The sequence below is a fragment of the Burkholderia sp. BDU5 genome, from assembly GCF_001522845.1.
Classification (GTDB): Bacteria; Pseudomonadota; Gammaproteobacteria; order Burkholderiales; family Burkholderiaceae; genus Burkholderia; species Burkholderia mayonis.
Genome location: NZ_LOWC01000009.1, coordinates 120,291 through 136,900, shown reverse-complemented (window position 1 = coordinate 136,900; position 16,610 = coordinate 120,291). Strand labels below are relative to the sequence as shown.

General features: G+C 65.9%; 17 protein-coding genes. 13 read left to right on the top strand and 4 right to left on the bottom strand.

Annotated features, from left to right (window positions below):
• Positions 1-26: 26 nt before the first annotated feature.
• From purN to nadC, 6 genes are all read left to right on the top strand, one after another.
• Entirely contained in the window at positions 27-689 is a 663-nt protein-coding gene (gene purN / locus WS69_RS02605; RefSeq protein ID WP_059469251.1) for a phosphoribosylglycinamide formyltransferase, read from the top strand.
• Positions 686-1,948, top strand: coding sequence for an RsmB/NOP family class I SAM-dependent RNA methyltransferase (locus tag WS69_RS02600; protein WP_059469250.1), 1,263 nt, complete (start codon positions 686-688; stop codon positions 1,946-1,948). Before purN ends, WS69_RS02600 begins: the two co-directional genes overlap by 4 nt.
• Positions 1,949-1,963: 15 nt before the next feature.
• Positions 1,964-3,316: a mechanosensitive ion channel family protein gene (locus tag WS69_RS02595; RefSeq protein ID WP_059469249.1), complete on the top strand. Its 1,353-nt coding sequence runs from the start codon at positions 1,964-1,966 to the stop codon at positions 3,314-3,316.
• Positions 3,317-3,512: 196 nt separating this feature from the next.
• A complete protein-coding gene (locus tag WS69_RS02590) occupies positions 3,513-4,709 on the top strand; it encodes a DesA family fatty acid desaturase (protein ID WP_059469248.1) in 1,197 nt (398 codons plus the stop codon).
• A 169-nt stretch (positions 4,710-4,878) separates the two neighbouring features.
• Complete coding sequence (gene nadA / locus WS69_RS02585; RefSeq protein WP_059469302.1) at positions 4,879-6,015, top strand: quinolinate synthase NadA; 1,137 nt, start codon at positions 4,879-4,881, stop codon at positions 6,013-6,015.
• Positions 6,012-6,896: a carboxylating nicotinate-nucleotide diphosphorylase gene (nadC, locus tag WS69_RS02580; protein WP_059469247.1), complete on the top strand. Its 885-nt coding sequence runs from the start codon at positions 6,012-6,014 to the stop codon at positions 6,894-6,896. Before nadA ends, nadC begins: the two co-directional genes overlap by 4 nt.
• A gap of 137 nt (positions 6,897-7,033) precedes the next feature.
• Here nadC and nadB read toward each other — a convergent pair whose 3' ends face one another.
• The 4 genes from nadB to radC form a co-directional block, all read right to left on the bottom strand.
• Positions 7,034-8,635, bottom strand: coding sequence for an L-aspartate oxidase (gene nadB, locus WS69_RS02575; protein WP_059469301.1), 1,602 nt, complete (start codon positions 8,633-8,635; stop codon positions 7,034-7,036).
• Between the two features lie 168 nt (positions 8,636-8,803).
• The gene (gene rpmG / locus WS69_RS02570) at positions 8,804-8,971 is read right to left on the bottom strand and encodes a 50S ribosomal protein L33 (RefSeq protein WP_004185395.1); all 168 of its coding nucleotides are present in this window, start codon (positions 8,969-8,971) and stop codon (positions 8,804-8,806) included.
• A gap of 17 nt (positions 8,972-8,988) precedes the next feature.
• Entirely contained in the window at positions 8,989-9,222 is a 234-nt protein-coding gene (gene rpmB / locus WS69_RS02565; RefSeq protein ID WP_004186391.1) for a 50S ribosomal protein L28, read from the bottom strand.
• A 299-nt stretch (positions 9,223-9,521) separates the two neighbouring features.
• Positions 9,522-10,307 (bottom strand): RadC family protein, encoded by a 786-nt coding sequence (gene radC, locus WS69_RS02560; RefSeq protein WP_059469300.1) that lies wholly within the window; start codon positions 10,305-10,307, stop codon positions 9,522-9,524.
• Between the two features lie 137 nt (positions 10,308-10,444).
• Here radC and WS69_RS02555 point away from each other — a divergent pair, with 137 nt between their 5' ends.
• From WS69_RS02555 to WS69_RS02525, 7 genes are all read left to right on the top strand, one after another.
• On the top strand, positions 10,445-10,900 hold the full coding sequence (locus WS69_RS02555; RefSeq protein ID WP_059469246.1) for an FKBP-type peptidyl-prolyl cis-trans isomerase: 456 nt from the start codon (positions 10,445-10,447) through the stop codon (positions 10,898-10,900).
• A 2-nt stretch (positions 10,901-10,902) separates the two neighbouring features.
• Entirely contained in the window at positions 10,903-11,883 is a 981-nt protein-coding gene (gene ispH, locus WS69_RS02550; protein ID WP_059469245.1) for a 4-hydroxy-3-methylbut-2-enyl diphosphate reductase, read from the top strand.
• A 275-nt stretch (positions 11,884-12,158) separates the two neighbouring features.
• Positions 12,159-12,662, top strand: coding sequence for a hypothetical protein (locus WS69_RS33965; RefSeq protein ID WP_059469244.1), 504 nt, complete (start codon positions 12,159-12,161; stop codon positions 12,660-12,662).
• A 222-nt stretch (positions 12,663-12,884) separates the two neighbouring features.
• Positions 12,885-13,835: a branched-chain amino acid ABC transporter permease gene (locus tag WS69_RS02540; protein ID WP_059469243.1), complete on the top strand. Its 951-nt coding sequence runs from the start codon at positions 12,885-12,887 to the stop codon at positions 13,833-13,835.
• A gap of 10 nt (positions 13,836-13,845) precedes the next feature.
• Positions 13,846-15,015: an ABC transporter permease subunit gene (locus WS69_RS02535; RefSeq protein ID WP_059469299.1), complete on the top strand. Its 1,170-nt coding sequence runs from the start codon at positions 13,846-13,848 to the stop codon at positions 15,013-15,015.
• A gap of 30 nt (positions 15,016-15,045) precedes the next feature.
• Positions 15,046-15,819 (top strand): ABC transporter ATP-binding protein, encoded by a 774-nt coding sequence (locus WS69_RS02530; RefSeq protein WP_059469242.1) that lies wholly within the window; start codon positions 15,046-15,048, stop codon positions 15,817-15,819.
• On the top strand, positions 15,819-16,535 hold the full coding sequence (locus tag WS69_RS02525; protein ID WP_059469241.1) for an ABC transporter ATP-binding protein: 717 nt from the start codon (positions 15,819-15,821) through the stop codon (positions 16,533-16,535). Before WS69_RS02530 ends, WS69_RS02525 begins: the two co-directional genes overlap by 1 nt.
• The last annotated feature ends 75 nt before the right edge of the window (positions 16,536-16,610 follow it).

Genomic DNA, 16,610 nt, shown 5'->3' with positions numbered 1-16,610 from the left:
GCAGGGCCGAATGGTAAAATCCGCGGATGAAAAAACTCGTCATCCTGATTTCCGGCCGCGGCAGCAACATGGAGGCCATCGTACGCGCTTGCGCGCGCGAGGGCTGGCCTGCCGAGGTCGCCGCTGTGATTTCCAACCGGCCGGGCGCCGCGGGCCTTGAATTCGCGGCGTCGCACGGCATCGCGACCGCCGTGGTCGACCATCGCGCATTCGATGGCCGCGACAGCTTCGACGCGGCACTCGCCGCCGAGATCGACCGTTTCAGCCCCGATCTCATCGTGCTCGCCGGCTTCATGCGCATACTCACGCCGGCCTTCGTCGCCAGATATGCGGGTCGGATGCTCAACATCCATCCGTCGCTGCTGCCGAGCTTCAAGGGCATCCATACGCACCAGCAGGCGCTCGACGCGGGCGTCGCGCTGCACGGCGCATCCGTCCACTTCGTGATTCCGGAGCTTGACAGCGGCGCGATCGTGGCTCAAGCGGCGGTGCCCGTCGTCGCGGGCGACGACGCCGTCGCGCTCGCCACGCGCGTGCTCGCGGCCGAGCACGTGCTGTATCCGCGCGCGGTGCGCTGGTTCGTCGAAGGGAAGCTGCGCCTCGAGGCGGGGCGCGCGGTTGTCGCGCCCGACGAGGCGCGCTGGCTGTTCACGGATGCAATCGACACATCGACGAGCGAGGGCGTATGAAGCTGCACGGTTTCCTGATTGGCCAGACCGAGGCGCTGCTCGCCGAGGTCCTGAAATTCGTCGGCCCGGCCGACGTCACGACGAGCCGCTTCTTCCGCGCGCATCCGAAGCTCGGCCACGCCGAGCGCGGCGTGATCGCCGAGGCGGTGTTCGCGGTGCTGCGGCGGAAGATGGAATATGCGCACCTTGCCGAGAGCGGCACGGGCGCGCCGGCGCGACGCCTCGCGCTGCTCGGTCTGATGCAGACGGTCGGCCGCTCGGCGCTCAAGCCGTTCGTGTCGGACGCCGAGTGGGCGTGGCTCGACCACGTCGCGAAGATCGATCCGGCGAGCCTGCCGCTGCGCGTGCGCACGAACCTGCCGGACTGGATTCATCAGGCGCTTGCCGAGCGTGTCAGCGCGGATGACCTCGCGCAGTTCGCCGCCGCCGTCAATTATCCGGCGCCGCTCGATCTGCGCGTGAACGCGCTGAAGGCGACGCGCGACCAGGTCATCGACGGCCTGCGCGCGGCGGGCGTCGATGCGGGCGCGACGCCGTTCGCGCCGTTCGGCGTGCGCGTCGTCGGCAAGCCGGCGCTCACGAAGCTCAAGCTGTTCGAAGAGGGGCAGATCGAAGTCCAGGACGAGGGCAGCCAGCTGCTGTGCTCGCTCGTCGCGCCGCGGCGCGGCGAGATGGTCGTCGATTTCTGCGCCGGCGCGGGCGGCAAGACGCTCGCGCTCGGCGCGATGATGCGCTCGACGGGCCGCCTGTATGCGTTCGACGTGTCCGAGAAGCGCCTCGCGAAGCTGAAGCCGCGCCTCGCGCGCAGCGGGCTGTCGAACGTGAACCCGGTGCTGATCGACAGCGAGCACGACGCGAAGATCAAGCGGCTTGCGGGCAAGATCGATCGCGTGCTCGTCGACGCGCCGTGCAGCGGCCTCGGCACGCTGCGCCGCAATCCGGATCTGAAGTGGCGCCAGTCGCGCGAGTCGGTCGCCGAACTCGCTCCGAAGCAGGCGTCGATCCTCGCGAGCGCCGCGCGCCTCGTAAAGAAGGGCGGGCGGCTCGTCTACGCGACCTGCAGTGTGCTCGAAGCGGAGAACGAGGCGATCGTGTCCGAATTCCTCGCCGCGCATCCGGAGTTCGTGCTGGTGCCGGCGAACCGCTTGCTCGCCGAGCAGCGGATCACGCTCGACACGGGCGACTACCTGTCGCTCTGGCCGCACCGCCATGCGACCGACGGCTTCTTCGCCGCGGTCCTCGAGCGGCGCACGCAATAACGGGCGGGTTCGCGGATGGTCACGAATCACCTGACCCGGCGGCTCGCGGCGGTCGCCCATGACTTCGGCCAGCCTGCGATGATCTGGCAGGCGGTCGCGTTCCTCGGCTCGCTCGCGCTCGCTTGGCTCGTCGCGCGTTTTCTGCGCGGCCGGATCGACGCGCGCCGCCGTGCGGCCGGCCGGCCGCCCGGGGCGGGCGCGCTGAGCCTGAACCGTGCGCTGTTTCCGCTCATCGGCGGCGCGTTCATGTGGTTCGCGGAGACGGTGTTCGACGAACTGATGCCGACGTCGCTCCTGCAACTCGCGCTCGTGCCGCTCTTCGGCATCGGCCTCATCTACATTTTGTTCTTCGTCGCGCGCCGCGTGTTCGCGCGCGACGGCCACACGCACGCGTGGCTGTCGATCGTCGAGAAGGTCGTGTCGATCGTCGTGTGGGTCGCGATGGCGCTCACGGTGCTCGGCATCCAGCGCGACGTGCTCGCATGGCTCGACAGCGTCCAGTTTCGCGTCGCGAACGCGCGCCTGACGCTCTTGTCGGTGGTGTCGGGCGCGCTGTGGGTCTGCGTGACGCTCGTCCTCGCGATGTGGCTCGGCTCGGTGCTCGAAGAGCGGCTGATGCGCGCGCGCTCGCTCGATGCGAACCTGCGCGTCGTGCTCGCGCGCGTCGGCCGCGCGTTGCTCATCTTCGCGGCGGTGCTGATCGGCCTGTCGCTCGTCGGGATCGACGTGACGGTGCTCGGCGTGTTCGGCGGCGCGGTCGGCGTCGGGCTTGGTTTCGGCCTGCAGAAGATCGCGAGCAATTACGTATCGGGCTTCATCATCCTGCTCGACCGGTCGCTCAGGCTCGGCGATGCGATCAACGTCGGCGGCCTGCAGGGCGTCGTCACGCAAATCCGCACGCGCTACACGGTCGTGCGCGGCCTCGACGGCAACGAGACGCTGATTCCAAACGAGAAGCTGATCACCGACGTCGTGCAGAACCAGTCGTCGTACCTGACGCGCGGCTATGCGAAGATCGCGGTGCAGGTAGCGTACACGTCGGATGTCGAGCACGCGATGTCGTTGCTCGTCGAGGCGGCGCAGGGCGTCGAGCGCGTGCTCGAGGAGCCGAAGCCGACGCCGTATCTCGTCGGCTTCGGCGCGGACGGCATCGATCTCGAACTCGGTTTCTGGATTGCCGACGCGGCGAAGGGAACGGCGGGCGTGCGCTCGGCGGTCAACCGGAACGTCTGGCGGCTTTTTGTCGCACACGGGATTTCGATCCCGTTTCCGCAGCGCGAAGTTCGCGTGATCGGGCTGCCGGACGGTATCGCGCCCGCAGCCGGCGCAAACGGCTTCGCGGCAGAGCGGACGCGGCAGGACGCATAGCGGGGCGGGGCGCCGTCGCGCGCCCCTTTAGCCCGAAAACACCCGCGCGCGTATTGCACTGCCGCAAGAAATATTCATTTTTTACAAAGACTTGGAACGGATGAAGTAAAATCCCGTCCTACTACGCGGTATGCTTTCATTTTCTTGACGCAGGTCATTTGAGCCGGCGTCCTTACTACTTGTACAGGTAACTGCCTTGTTGAATTCCCTGCTCGATTTCTTTGCCAACGGGCTTCTGCGCTTCACGTGGTGGCAGATCGTGCTGTTCACGCTCGCCGTCACGCACGTGACGATCGTCGGCGTGACCGTCTATCTGCACCGCTGCCAGGCGCACCGCGCGCTCGATCTGCATCCGATCGTGAGCCACTTCTTCCGCTTCTGGCTGTGGATGACGACGGGCATGCTGACGGGCCAGTGGGCGGCGATCCATCGTAAGCACCACGCGAAGTGCGAGACCGAGGAAGATCCGCACAGCCCGCAGACGCGCGGCATCTGGAAGGTGCTGCTCGAAGGCGCCGAGCTGTATCGCGCGGAAGCGAAGAACGAAGAGACGATGCGCAAGTACGGCCACGGCACGCCGAATGACTGGCTCGAGCGCAACCTCTACTCGAAGTATCCGATTCTCGGCGTGAGCGTGATGATGGTGATCGACGTCGCGCTGTTCGGCCTCGTCGGCCTCACCGTGTGGGCGGTCCAGATGGTGTGGATTCCGTTCTGGGCGGCGGGCGTCGTCAACGGCCTCGGCCACTTCTGGGGCTATCGCAACTTCAACGCGGCCGACGCGAGCACGAACCTCTTTCCGTGGGGCATCGTGATCGGCGGCGAGGAACTGCACAACAACCACCATACCTTCGCGACGTCGGCGAAGCTGTCGAACAAGTGGTACGAGTTCGACATCGGCTGGATGTACATCCGGATCATGTCGGCGTTCGGGCTCGCGAAGGTGAAGAAGATCGCGCCGACGCCGCGCCTCGCCGCGCGCAAGACCGTGCTCGACCAGGAAACGCTGCAGGCCGTGCTGTCGAACCGCTACGAGGTGATGGCGCGCTACGCGAAGACGCTGAAGCGCGCGTACAGGCAGGAGCTCGCGCATCTGAAGGAGCTCGGCGCACGCGAGAAGTACCAGCTGATGCGCGGCGCGCGCAAGTGGTTCCACAAGGACGAGGCGGGCCTCGACGAGCCGCAGAAGCGGATGCTGCCGGAGATCTTCGCGAACAGCCAGAAGCTGCACACGTTCTTCCAGCTGCGCGCCGAACTTGCCGCGATCTGGGAGCGTTCGAATGCGTCGCGCGAACAGTTGCTCGCGCAACTGCAGGACTGGTGCCATCGCGCGGAGCAAAGCGGCATCAAGGCGCTGCAAGAGTTCGCGACGCGCCTGCGCCGCTACGCCTGAGTCGTCCGAGCCGAAATCGATTAGAATTTCAGGACGTCACAAACCCCGCGCTGGCGGGGTTTTTTCTTTTGGGCCGGCCGTTTTTCCGCGGCGGTGATCAGCAGGGCTGAACTTGGTACGGAACCAGAGTGCGCGCTCGAGCGCCAACTCTGGTCGACAGGAGATGAAGATGCAATCGGCGATCAAACCCGTCGAGTACGACCGCCCGCTCGCGGCAGGGGCGGCCTGCGGCGTCGGCGAGGCGTGGGCGAAGGTGCCTGAGCCGCTCGCCGCCGGCGAGCGCGACGCGCTGAAGGCGCAGATCAGGGCCTTGCTCGTGCGCGAGAAGGCCGTGTTGGTCGCGCACTATTACGTCGACGCGGATCTGCAGGAGCTCGCGGACGAGACGGGCGGCTGCGTCGCCGATTCGCTGGAAATGGCGCGCTTCGGCCGCGATCACGACGCGCAGACGCTCGTCGTCGCCGGCGTGCGCTTCATGGGCGAGACGGCGAAGATCCTGAGCCCGAACAAGCGCGTGCTGATGCCCGACCTCGACGCGACGTGCTCGCTCGATCTCGGCTGCCCGATCGACGAGTTCTCGCAGTTCTGCGACGCGCATCCGGACCGCACGGTCGTCGTCTACGCGAATACGAGCGCCGCGGTGAAGGCGCGCGCGGACTGGATGGTCACGTCGTCGATCGGCCTCGAGATCGTCGCCGAGCTGCATGCGCGCGGCGAGAAGCTCATCTGGGCGCCGGACCGTCACCTCGGCGGATACATTCAGAAGAAAACGGGCGCCGACATGCTGATGTGGCAGGGCTCGTGCCTCGTCCACGACGAGTTCAAGGGCGTCGAGCTCGATCTGCTGCGCACCGAATATCCGGACGCGAAGATCCTCGTGCATCCCGAATCGCCCGAGAGCGTCGTCGCGCTTGCGGACGTCGTCGGCTCGACGACGCAGCTCATCGACGCGGCCGTGAAGCACGATGCGCGGCGCTTCATCGTCGCGACCGATCTCGGCATCCTGCACAAGATGCGGCTCGCGGCGCCCGGCAAGACCTTCATCGAGGCGCCGACGGCCGGCAACAGTGCGACGTGCAAGAGCTGCGCGCATTGCCCGTGGATGGCGATGAACGCGCTGTCGAACCTGTCCGAGGTGCTCGAGCGCGGCCACAACGAGATCTTCGTCGACGCGCCGATCGCCGAACGCGCGCGCGTGCCGATCGACCGGATGCTCGACTTCGCCGCGCGCCACAGGAGGCGCGTACAGGCGAGCGGCGATCTGCAGCGCGATCAGCAACTCTTCGCGAACGTGGGGGCGGCATGACGAACGACGCAGTGTCGCCGCTCTTCGTTGAGATCTCGCACGAATACGGCGCCGCATTCGAAGCGGCGATCGCGCGTAATGTTGCCGATGCGCTTGCCGAGGATGTCGGCAGCGGCGATCAGACCGGGCGTCTCGTGCCGGACGGCGCACCGCGCTGCGCGCGCGTGATCGTGCGCGAGGCGGCCGTGCTGTGCGGCGTGCCGTGGTTCGTCGCGGTGGTGCGCGCGGTCGATCCGTCGATCGAAGTCGACTGGCGGTATCGCGAAGGCGATCGGATGACGGCCGACTCGACCGTCTGCGAATTGCGCGGTCCTGCGCGGTCGCTATTGACGGCCGAACGCAACGGGCTCAACTTCCTGCAACTGCTGTCGGGCGTTGCGACCGCGACGCGCCGCTACGTCGACCGGATTGAGGATACGCGCACGCGCATCCTCGACACGCGAAAGACGCTGCCGGGCCTGCGGCTCGCGCAGAAATACGCGGTGCGCGTCGGCGGCGGCGCGAACCAGCGGCTCGCGCTCTATGCCGGCATCCTGATCAAGGAGAATCACATCGCGGCGGCGGGCGGCGTCGACAAGGCGCTCGACGCGGCGTTCGCGCTGAACGCCGACGTGCCGGTGCAGATCGAGGTCGAAACGCTCGACCAGTTGCGCACGGCGCTTGCCCACGGCGCGCAGTCGGTGCTGCTCGACAACTTCACGCTCGACATGATGCGCGACGCGGTGCGCGTCACCGAGGGCCGCGCGGTGCTCGAGGTGTCGGGTGGCGTGAATTTCGACACGGTGCGTGCGATTGCGGAGACGGGCGTCGACCGGATCTCGATCGGCGCGCTGACGAAGGACGTGCGCGCGACCGATTACTCGATGCGCATCGTCGAATGATGTAACGGCTGCGCGTGTCCGGATCGTCGGGCGGGCGGCTGGGCTGAAGCAAAGGGCTGTCGGCGTGCCATGCGCCGGCAGCCCTTTGTTCATTGCGCGCCGTTTTCGGCGCGCGTCATGCGTGCTTCATTTGTGCTTCATTTCGATGCCCGCCGCGTCGGCGTGAGTACGGTCGGCAGCGCCTTCGGCAATGCCTGCGGCCAGTCGCGGCTGTAGTGCAGGCCGCGGCTTTCGTGGCGCGCTCGCGCGCTGTCGACGATCAGCGACGCGACGTCGACGAGATTGCGCAGCTCGAGCAGATCGCGGCTCACGCGGAAGTGCGCGTAATACTCGTGGATCTCGTCGCGCAACAGCTTCAGGCGATGCTGCGCGCGTTCGAGGCGCTTGTCGGTGCGCACGATGCCGACGTAGTTCCACATCAGGCGGCGCAATTCGTCCCAGTTGTGCGCGACGACCACTTCCTCGTCCGCGTCCGCCACGCGGCTCTCGTCCCATGCTGGCAGCGGGCCGTGCGTCGCCGAATCGTAGCCGGCGCTCTCGATCGCGTCGGCGGTCGCGCGGCCGATCACGAGGCATTCGAGGAGCGAATTGCTCGCGAGGCGGTTCGCGCCGTGCAGGCCTGTGCACGACGTCTCGCCTACTGCGTAAAGGCCCGCGATGTCGGTGCGTCCGGCAAGATCCGTGACGACGCCGCCGCACGTGTAGTGCGCGGCCGGAACGACCGGGATCGGCTCCTTCGAGATGTCGATGCCGAACTCGAGGCAGCGCGCGAAGATCGTCGGGAAGTGCTCGCGCAGGAACGCTTCGGGCTGGTGGCTGATGTCGAGATACACGCAGTCGATCCCGCGCTTCTTGATCTCGAAGTCGATCGCGCGCGCGACGATGTCGCGCGGCGCGAGCTCCGCGCGCGGATCGTGCGCGGGCATGAAGCGGGTGCCGTCCGGCAGCTTGAGGAGGCCGCCTTCGCCGCGCACCGCCTCGGAAATGAGGAACGACTTCGCGTACGGGTGGAACAGGCAGGTCGGATGGAACTGGATGAACTCCATGTTCGCGATCCGGCAGCCCGCGCGCCACGCCATCGCGATGCCGTCGCCTGTCGCGGTGTCCGGGTTCGTCGTGTACAGATAGACCTTGCCGGCGCCGCCCGTCGCGAGCACCGTGTGCGGCGCCTCGATCGTCACCGTTTGACCGGTCTGTACGTCGAGCGCGTAGAGGCCGACGCAGCGCCGGCCCGGCAGGCCGGGCAGCCCGAGGCGATCGGACGTGATGAGGTCGATCGCGTGGTGATCCTCGAAGAACGTGATGTTCGGGTGTGTGCGGGCGCGCTCGGAAAGCGTTGCGAGCACGGCGTGGCCCGTTGCATCGGCCGCGTGAATGATGCGGCGATGGCTGTGGCCGCCTTCGCGGGTCAGGTGGAAGCCGAGTTCCGCGGCGTCGTCCTTCGTAAACGGCACGCCCTGCGAGATCAGCCATTCGATCGCTTCGCGGCCGTGCTCGACGATGTAGCGCGTCGCGGCTTCGTCGCACAGGCCGCCGCCCGCGATCAGTGTGTCGTTCACGTGATTCTCGACGCTGTCCGCCGAATCGAGCACCGCGGCGATGCCGCCTTGCGCGTAGTCGCTCGCACCCTCCATCATCGACCGTTTCGCGATCAGCGCGACGCGTCGCGTTTGTGCGAGATTGAGCGCGACCGACAAGCCGGCGAGGCCGCTGCCGACGATCGCCACATCGAAATTCATCTGCATCTCCGTTTCTTGCGCGTTTTGTCTTATCTTTTCCGCCGTGCGCAATGCGAGCGGAAAGGGCAGAGCATACCGCGTCGGAAAAGAGGGTGTACGCCCGCCAACGCAAAAAGCCCCGCGATTGCGGGGCTTTTCGTCGTCATCAGGCTCTTCGAAACCGGAGAATTACTTGATCTTGGTTTCTTTGTACGCCACGTGCTTGCGGGCGACGGGATCGAACTTCATGATCTCCATCTTTTCCGGCATGTTGCGCTTGTTCTTCGTGGTCGTATAGAAGTGACCCGTGCCAGCGGTCGACTCGAGCTTGATCTTGTCGCGTGCGCCTTTCGCCATGCTAGTGCTCCTTGGACTTAGGCTTCGCCGCGTGCGCGCAGGTCGGCGAGCACGGAATCGATGCCGTTCTTGTCGATCAGGCGCAGGCCGGCGTTCGAAACGCGCAGACGCACCCAACGGTTTTCGCTTTCAACCCAGAACCGGCGGTTTTGCAGATTCGGCAGGAAGCGACGCTTCGTCTTGTTGTTGGCGTGGGAAACGTTGTTGCCGCTCATCGGCGCTTTCCCAGTTACTTGGCATACGCGTGCCATGAGAGCACTCCTAATACGCTGAATTCGGGGTTCGATCGCCGGTGAAGGTTCTCTTCTTTGCGCGACCACGTAAGTCTCGGCCGTGCCAGGAAAAGCGCCTCCGATCCGTGGTTGATCCTTGATCGACAAGGCCACGAGACCGCTTCAGCGGCTTCAGAACTGGTTGGAAAAAAGACAGACGGCAATTTTAACAGAAAAACTTCAGGAAAATCAAACCTAATTTCGCAATGAGGATCGCACGGCGTCGGCCCAGGCGATGCGGGGCCAGGGTGGGCCGGTGGCGTGGGACCGGCGACACGCTAGATCCAGCCTGCCTGCGCGAATGAAAACGTGTCGCTTGCGCTGACGACGAAATGGTCCATCAATCGCACGTCGATGAGCGCGAGCGCGTCGCGCAGTACGCGCGTCAAGCGCCGGTCCGCGGCGCTCGGTCGTACCGCGCCCGACGGATGATTATGCGCGACGATGAGCGCCGCCGCGTTCAGCGATAGTGCGCGCCGCACGATTTCGCGGGGATAGACGGCCATGCGCGTGAGCGACCCGTGCGCGGTCTCCTCCGTTTGCAGCAGCCGATGCCTGGCATCGAGGAAGAGGCATACGAACACTTCGTGCTGCCGCGTGCCGATCAGCAGCCGCAGATAATCCTCGACCGCGCCCGGGGAATCGACGAGCGGCCGCTCGCGAGCCTTTTCGGCGAGCGCGCGGCGCGCCAGCTCGACGACCGCGACCAAGATTGCGGTGCGCGCGGGGCCGATTCCGCGCAGGCCCTTGAAGTCGTCGGGCGCCGCGTCGAGGAGCGTGCGCAGCGAGCCGAAGCGCGCGAGCAGCGTGTGCGCGAGCGCAAACACGTCGTGACCGGGCAGGCCCGAGCCGAGCAGGAGCGCGACGAGCTCCGCGTCCGACAGCGCGGCAGGCCCGCGCGCAAGCAGGCGTTCGCGCGGCAGGTCGCGCCCGCGGTGCGCCGCGGCGGCGGGCCGCGGGCGCGGTGCAGCCGGAGCCGGCGGAGCGGCCGGCGGCGGGGCGAGCCGATCGCGTGGGGGCTCGTCGTCGACGTTCTCGCCGACTGTAAAAGTCTCATACTGCATGCTGCCGACCTCCAATATCCTGCGTGCTCGCAAGGCGAATCACGTCCGCATTCCGCCTCGATCGCCGAGGTGACTTACAATAAAGCCTTTGCGTTGTGCCGCCCGTCGTTTTCGGGCGCCGATTGAACGAGTACCACATGAGCCTCATCGACCTTGCAGAAGTGAAGCCCGGTTCGCACGTCACGCTTCATTACCGGCTCGCCCTTGCCGACGGCGCCGACATCGTCAACACATTCTCCGACAAGCCCGCCACGCTCCTGCTCGGCGCGGGGCAGCTTGCGCCGTCGCTGGAAGGAATTCTGATCGGCCTCAAGGCAGGCCACCATTCGACCTTCCGGCTAACGCCTGAGCAAGCATTCGGGCCGCGCAATCCGGACATGATCCAGCGCGTGTCGCTCGCGACGCTGCGCGATAACGGCATGGTCGGCGACGATTTCGCGCCGGGCGACCTGATCGAATTCAACGCGCCGGACGGCGGCCGCTACGCGGGCGTGCTGAAGGAGATCGGCGAGACGTCCGCGCTCTTCGATTTCAACCATCCGCTCGCGGGCCAGGCGCTCACGTTCGAAGTGAAAATCATCGGGATTCTGTAATCATGAGCACCACCGATACGCTGTCCGGTCAGGTCGCCGCGGCCGACGCCGAGATTCTGCTCGCTCAGCCGCGCGGTTTCTGCGCAGGCGTCGATCGCGCGATCGAGATCGTCGAACGCGCGATCGCGATGCACGGCGCGCCGATCTACGTGCGCCACGAGATCGTGCACAACAAGTACGTCGTCGAGGATCTGAGGAAGAAGGGGGCGATTTTCGTCGAGGAGCTCGCGGAAGTGCCGTCCGGCAACACGGTGATCTTCAGTGCGCACGGCGTGTCGAAGGCGGTGCGCGACGAGGCGGCCGTGCGCGGCCTGCGTATCTATGACGCAACGTGTCCGCTCGTCACGAAGGTGCACGTCGAGGTCGCGAAGATGCGTCAGGAGGGCGTCGACATCGTGATGATCGGCCACAAGGGGCACCCGGAAGTCGAAGGCACGATGGGCCAGGTGGAGCGCGGGATGCATCTCGTCGAAAGCGTCGACGACGTGCAGAAGCTCGAGCTGCCCGATCCGGAGCGCGTCGCGCTCGTCACGCAGACGACGCTGTCGGTCGACGACGCGGCCGAGATCATCGGCGCGCTCAAGACGAAATTTCCCGCGATCCGCGAACCGAAGAAGCAGGACATCTGCTACGCGACGCAGAACCGCCAGGATGCGGTGAAGTTCATGGCGCCGCAGTGCGACGTCGTGATCGTCGTCGGCAGCCCGAATAGCTCGAATTCGAGCCGCTTGCGCGAAGTCGCCGAGAAGCGCGGCGTTGCCGCCTACATGGTGGACGCACCCGAGCAGATCGACCCTGCCTGGGTTGCCGGTAAGCGCCGGATCGGCGTGACGGCGGGCGCGTCGGCGCCCGAGGTGCTCGCGCAAGCGGTGATCGCGCGTTTGCGCGAGCTCGGCGTGACCAACGTGCGTGCGCTCGAGGGCATCGAGGAGAACGTGTCGTTCCCGTTGCCGCGCGGCTTGAATCTGTCGCCCGCGGCCTGATCGCCGGTTTCGTTTCAGTTAGATTGCAAAAAGCGCGCCTTAGGGCGCGCTTTTATTTTGGGCGAAATGTCCCGTGGAGCAACCATTCGGCACCGTGACAGTGCAACCAGGTTGCAATGTCTTCTGAAATGGCGTGCTCAAAAAAGGTTGCAATGCAGGAAAACCCTGTCGAATCAGGAATATTGGTCGTCCTATAAATAGAGTTACAATGCGCCCGTTTTCAGGCCTGGTGGCCTTGAAACATGGTTTTGGCAAGGCGCTGGAGACCTTATTCGATGCATCTGAAGTTGGTTGACGCCGGGCCCGTCTACGCTGCGGTTGCGCTCTTCGCAGCGGCCGCCGACGGACGCGACGGCGGGGCGGCGGCGCAAGCCGAGGCGGCCCCGACGGCTTCCCCGAGCGACGTGCCCGTCGCCAGGGGCGGGCGTCCTGCGGCGAATTTCGTCACGATGCCGACTCAGATCAAGCGCGCGCGCACCAACGTCGTCGTGTTCGTCGGCATCGGCGCGCCGGGCGACCCGGTCGCGAGACGGACGGCCGTCGTTCGCGCGACGGCGTCGTCCGGACGTGCGCCGATCGCAAACGACGCAGTGCGCGCGACCGCCGACACCACGAGGCGCGCCGACCCGAGCGAAGCATTCGACGTGCCGCATCCGATGCCGGCGCCTGCCCGCGAGGCGACGGCCGACGTCGTGCGCGGCCGCATCGACGACGCGAAGGTTGGCGCATGGACGCTCTACGACTTCAAGGAGGCCAAGCACACCGTCCTCAAGTCGTGAATTACAGACGGGACTCGCGACGGCACCGAAGCTTCAGTGCGGTGCCGTTTTCGTATCCGTCCCGGCAAGACGCGCGGTCGCACAGTCCGCACCGTCCGCGCCGGGCCGACATCACCTTACCGGTATTGATTTAGTACCCGCAGTGTCGTCGAGTTGGCGCGATTCCATCGCTTATCCGCGTGGCGGAGCGCTCATCCGGCGGCACGGGCCAAGGAGCTTTAAATGGATATTTTCGTCCAGCAGATCCTCAACGGACTGGTGCTCGGCAGTGTCTACGCCATCATCGCGTTGGGCTACACGATGGTGTACGGCATTCTCGGCATCATCAACTTCGCGCACGGCGACGTGCTGATGGTGGGCGCGATGGTCGCGCTTTCCGCGATCACGGTGCTGCAGAACCACTTCCCCGGTCTTGGCCACGTCGCGACGCTGGCGATCGGGCTCGGAATCGCGGCGATCGTCTGCGCATGCGTCGGCTTCACGATCGAACGCGTCGCCTATCGGCCGCTGCGCCGGGCGCCGCGTCTCGCGCCGCTCATCACCGCGATCGGCGTGTCGATCCTGCTGCAGACGGCCGCCATGATGATCTGGTCGCGCAATCCGCTGCCGTTCCCGCAGTTGCTGCCGACCGATCCGATCAACGTGATCAAGGCGGGCGAGAATAATCCGGGCGCGGTGATTTCGATGACCGAGATCACGATCATCATCGTCGCGTTCATCGTGATGGGGGGGCTGCTGCTGCTCGTGCACAAGACGAAGCTCGGCCGCGCGATGCGTGCGATCGCCGAGAACCCGAACACGGCGAGCCTGATGGGCGTGAATCCGAACTTCGTGATTTCGGCGACCTTCATGATCGGCTCGGCGCTCGCCGCGCTCGCGGGCGTGATGATCGCTTCCGAATACGGCAACGTGCACTTCTACATGGGCTTCATTCCCGGCATGAAGGCGTTCACGGCAGCGGTGCTGGGCGGGATCGGCAACCTGGGCGGCGCGATGGTGGGCGGCGTGCTGCTCGGCCTCATCGAGCAGTTGGGCGCGGGCTATATCGGCAATCTGACGGGCGGGGTGTTCGGCAGCAACTACCAAGACGTGTTCGCGTTCATCGTGCTCATCATCGTGCTGGTGTTCCGGCCGTCGGGCCTCTTGGGCGAACGTGTCGCCGATCGCGCGTAAGGAGAACAACATGACATCCATTCAACCGATCGAAACGTCGGCTTCGCTCGTCGAAGAGCGCCACACCGCGAAGACCGTCACCATCGGCGTGCTGACCGCGGCGCTCGTCGTCGCGGCGCCGCTCCTCATCGGCGCGGCGGGCGGCAACTACTGGGTGCGCGTGCTCGACTTCGCGATGCTGTACGTGATGCTCGCGTTGGGTTTGAACGTCGTGGTCGGCTTCGCCGGCCTGCTGGACCTGGGCTACATCGCGTTCTACGCGGTGGGCGCGTACACCGCGGCGCTCCTGAGCTCGCCGCACCTGACGTCGCATTTCGACTGGATCGCGCAATTGCTGCCGGGCGGCCTGCACGTGCCGTTCTTCGTGATCGTGCCGATAGCGATGTCGCTCGCCGCGTTCTTCGGCATCCTGCTCGGCGCGCCGACGCTGCGTCTGCGCGGCGACTACCTCGCGATCGTGACGCTCGGCTTCGGCGAGATCGTGCGGATCTTCATGAACAATCTCGACCGTCCGGTCAACGTGACGAACGGGCCGCAGGGGATCACGGGCATCGATCCCGTCAATGTCGCGGGCTTCAACCTCGCGCAGACGCACGAGATCTTCGGGTTCTCGCTGCCGTCGGTCTACATGTACTACTACCTGTTCGTGATCTGCGCGCTCTTCGTGATCTGGGTCTGTACGCGCCTGCAGCATTCGCGGATCGGCCGCGCGTGGGCCGCGATCCGCGAGGACGAGATCGCTGCGAAGGCGATGGGCATCAACACGCGTAACGTGAAGCTGCTCGCGTTCGCGATGGGCGCGTCGTTCGGCGGCCTGTCGGGCGCGATGTTCGGCGCGTTCCAGGGCTTCGTGTCGCCGGAATCATTCACGTTCTGGGAGTCGATCGTCGTGCTCGCTTGCGTCGTGCTGGGCGGCATGGGCCACATTCCCGGCGTGATCCTCGGCGCGGTACTGCTCGCCGTGTTCCCCGAATTCCTGCGCTCGACGATGAGCCCGCTGCAGCACATGCTGTTCGGTCACGACGTCATCGATACGGAAGTGATCCGCCAGGGCCTCTACGGCCTCGCGATGGTGATCATCATGCTGTATCGCTCGGAAGGCCTGTGGCCCGCGCCGAAGCATGAAGACCGAATCGCGAAGCTGGCGAAGCGCGGCGGCAAGAAGCCGGTGCGCGCTTAAACGACGCTGGTCGACACAGGAGAAAAGGTAATGAGCGAACAAATTCGACTGTCCGTCAAAGGCGTGAACAAGCGCTTCGGCGGCCTGCAGGCGCTGTCCGACGTCGGCCTCGAGATCCGGGAAGGCGAGATCTACGGCCTGATCGGCCCGAACGGCGCGGGCAAGACCACGTTCTTCAACGTGATCACGGGGCTCTACACGCCCGACTCCGGCGAGTTCCGGCTCGACGGCGACACGTACACACCGACCGCGGTCCACCAGGTCGCGAAGGCGGGCATCGCGCGCACATTCCAGAACATCCGCCTGTTCGGCGGAATGACGGCGCTCGAGAATGTGATGGTCGGGCGCCACGTGCGCACGAAGCACGGCCTCTTGGGCGCGGTGTTCCAGACGCCCGCCGAGCGCAAGGAAGAGCGCGAGATCAAGGAGCGCGCGATCGAGCTGCTCGACTACGTCGGCGTGCTGCAGTACGCGGACTACACCGCGCGCAACCTGTCGTACGGCCATCAGCGTCGGCTGGAAATCGCGCGCGCGCTCGCGACCGATCCGAAGCTGCTTGCGCTCGACGAGCCGGCGGCGGGCATGAACGCGACAGAGAAGGTCGAGCTGACGCGCCTGCTCGACAAGATCCGCTCGGACGGCCGCACGATCCTGCTGATCGAGCACGACGTGAAGCTCGTGATGCACTTGTGCAACCGCATGACGGTGCTCGATTACGGCAAGGTGATCGCCGAGGGTCTGCCGCAGGACGTGCAGAAGAACCCGAAGGTGATTGAGGCATATCTCGGCGCAGGGGTGCACTGATGGCAGCGGCAATGTTGAAAATCAAGGGCTTGCAAGTCAACTACGGCGGCATCCAGGCCGTCAAGGGCGTTGACATGGAAGTCCGTCAGGGCGAACTCGTCACGCTGATCGGCGCGAACGGCGCGGGCAAGACGACGACGATGAAGGCGATCACGGGTCTCAAACCGTACTCGGCGGGCGACATCGAGTACGACGGTCAGTCGATCAAGGGCGTGCCGCCGCACGAGCTCCTGAAGCGCGGCCTTGCGATGGTGCCGGAAGGCCGCGGGATCTTCGCGCGGATGTCGATCGTCGAGAACATGCAGATGGGCGCGTATCTGCGCAACGACACGGACGGGATCAAGAAGGATGTCGACCGGATGTTCGGCTTCTTCCCGCGCCTGAAGGAGCGAGCGACGCAGCTCGCGGGCACGCTGTCGGGCGGCGAGCAGCAGATGCTCGCGATGGCGCGCGCGATCCTCTCCAAGCCGAAGCTGCTGCTGCTCGACGAGCCGTCGATGGGGCTGTCGCCGATCATGGTCGAGAAGATCTTCGAAGTGGTGCGCACGATCTCGAAGGAGGGCATCACGGTGCTGCTCGTCGAGCAGAACGCGCGTCTCGCGCTGCAGGCGGCCGACCGCGGCTACGTGATGGATTCGGGTACGGTCACGATGGAGGGCGATGCGAAGCAGATGCTCGACGATCCGAAGGTGCGCGCCGCGTATCTGGGCGAGTAAGCACGATCGACGCTTGCCGCGCGCCGGTTCGCGCGGCGTGATTTTCAGGAAGCCGCCACGGTTCGCCGCGGCGGC

Excerpts from the sequence above, each read along its gene's own strand:
- rpmB (WP_004186391.1), bottom strand. The coding sequence starts at position 9,222 with ATGGCACGCGTATGCCAAGTAACTGGGAAAGCGCCGATGAGCGGCAAC.
- nadB (WP_059469301.1), bottom strand. The coding sequence starts at position 8,635 with ATGAATTTCGATGTGGCGATCGTCGGCAGCGGCCTCGCCGGCTTGTCG.
- purN (WP_059469251.1), top strand. The coding sequence starts at position 27 with ATGAAAAAACTCGTCATCCTGATTTCCGGCCGCGGCAGCAACATGGAG.
- ispH (WP_059469245.1), top strand. The coding sequence starts at position 10,903 with ATGAGCACCACCGATACGCTGTCCGGTCAGGTCGCCGCGGCCGACGCC.
- WS69_RS02540 (WP_059469243.1), top strand. The coding sequence starts at position 12,885 with ATGGATATTTTCGTCCAGCAGATCCTCAACGGACTGGTGCTCGGCAGT.
- nadC (WP_059469247.1), top strand. The coding sequence starts at position 6,012 with ATGACGAACGACGCAGTGTCGCCGCTCTTCGTTGAGATCTCGCACGAA.
- WS69_RS02535 (WP_059469299.1), top strand. The coding sequence starts at position 13,846 with ATGACATCCATTCAACCGATCGAAACGTCGGCTTCGCTCGTCGAAGAG.
- WS69_RS02600 (WP_059469250.1), top strand. The coding sequence starts at position 686 with ATGAAGCTGCACGGTTTCCTGATTGGCCAGACCGAGGCGCTGCTCGCC.
- radC (WP_059469300.1), bottom strand. The coding sequence starts at position 10,307 with ATGCAGTATGAGACTTTTACAGTCGGCGAGAACGTCGACGACGAGCCC.
- WS69_RS02525 (WP_059469241.1), top strand. The coding sequence starts at position 15,819 with ATGGCAGCGGCAATGTTGAAAATCAAGGGCTTGCAAGTCAACTACGGC.
- WS69_RS02530 (WP_059469242.1), top strand. The coding sequence starts at position 15,046 with ATGAGCGAACAAATTCGACTGTCCGTCAAAGGCGTGAACAAGCGCTTC.
- WS69_RS02595 (WP_059469249.1), top strand. The coding sequence starts at position 1,964 with ATGGTCACGAATCACCTGACCCGGCGGCTCGCGGCGGTCGCCCATGAC.
- WS69_RS02555 (WP_059469246.1), top strand. The coding sequence starts at position 10,445 with ATGAGCCTCATCGACCTTGCAGAAGTGAAGCCCGGTTCGCACGTCACG.
- rpmG (WP_004185395.1), bottom strand. The coding sequence starts at position 8,971 with ATGGCGAAAGGCGCACGCGACAAGATCAAGCTCGAGTCGACCGCTGGC.
- nadA (WP_059469302.1), top strand. The coding sequence starts at position 4,879 with ATGCAATCGGCGATCAAACCCGTCGAGTACGACCGCCCGCTCGCGGCA.
- WS69_RS33965 (WP_059469244.1), top strand. The coding sequence starts at position 12,159 with ATGCATCTGAAGTTGGTTGACGCCGGGCCCGTCTACGCTGCGGTTGCG.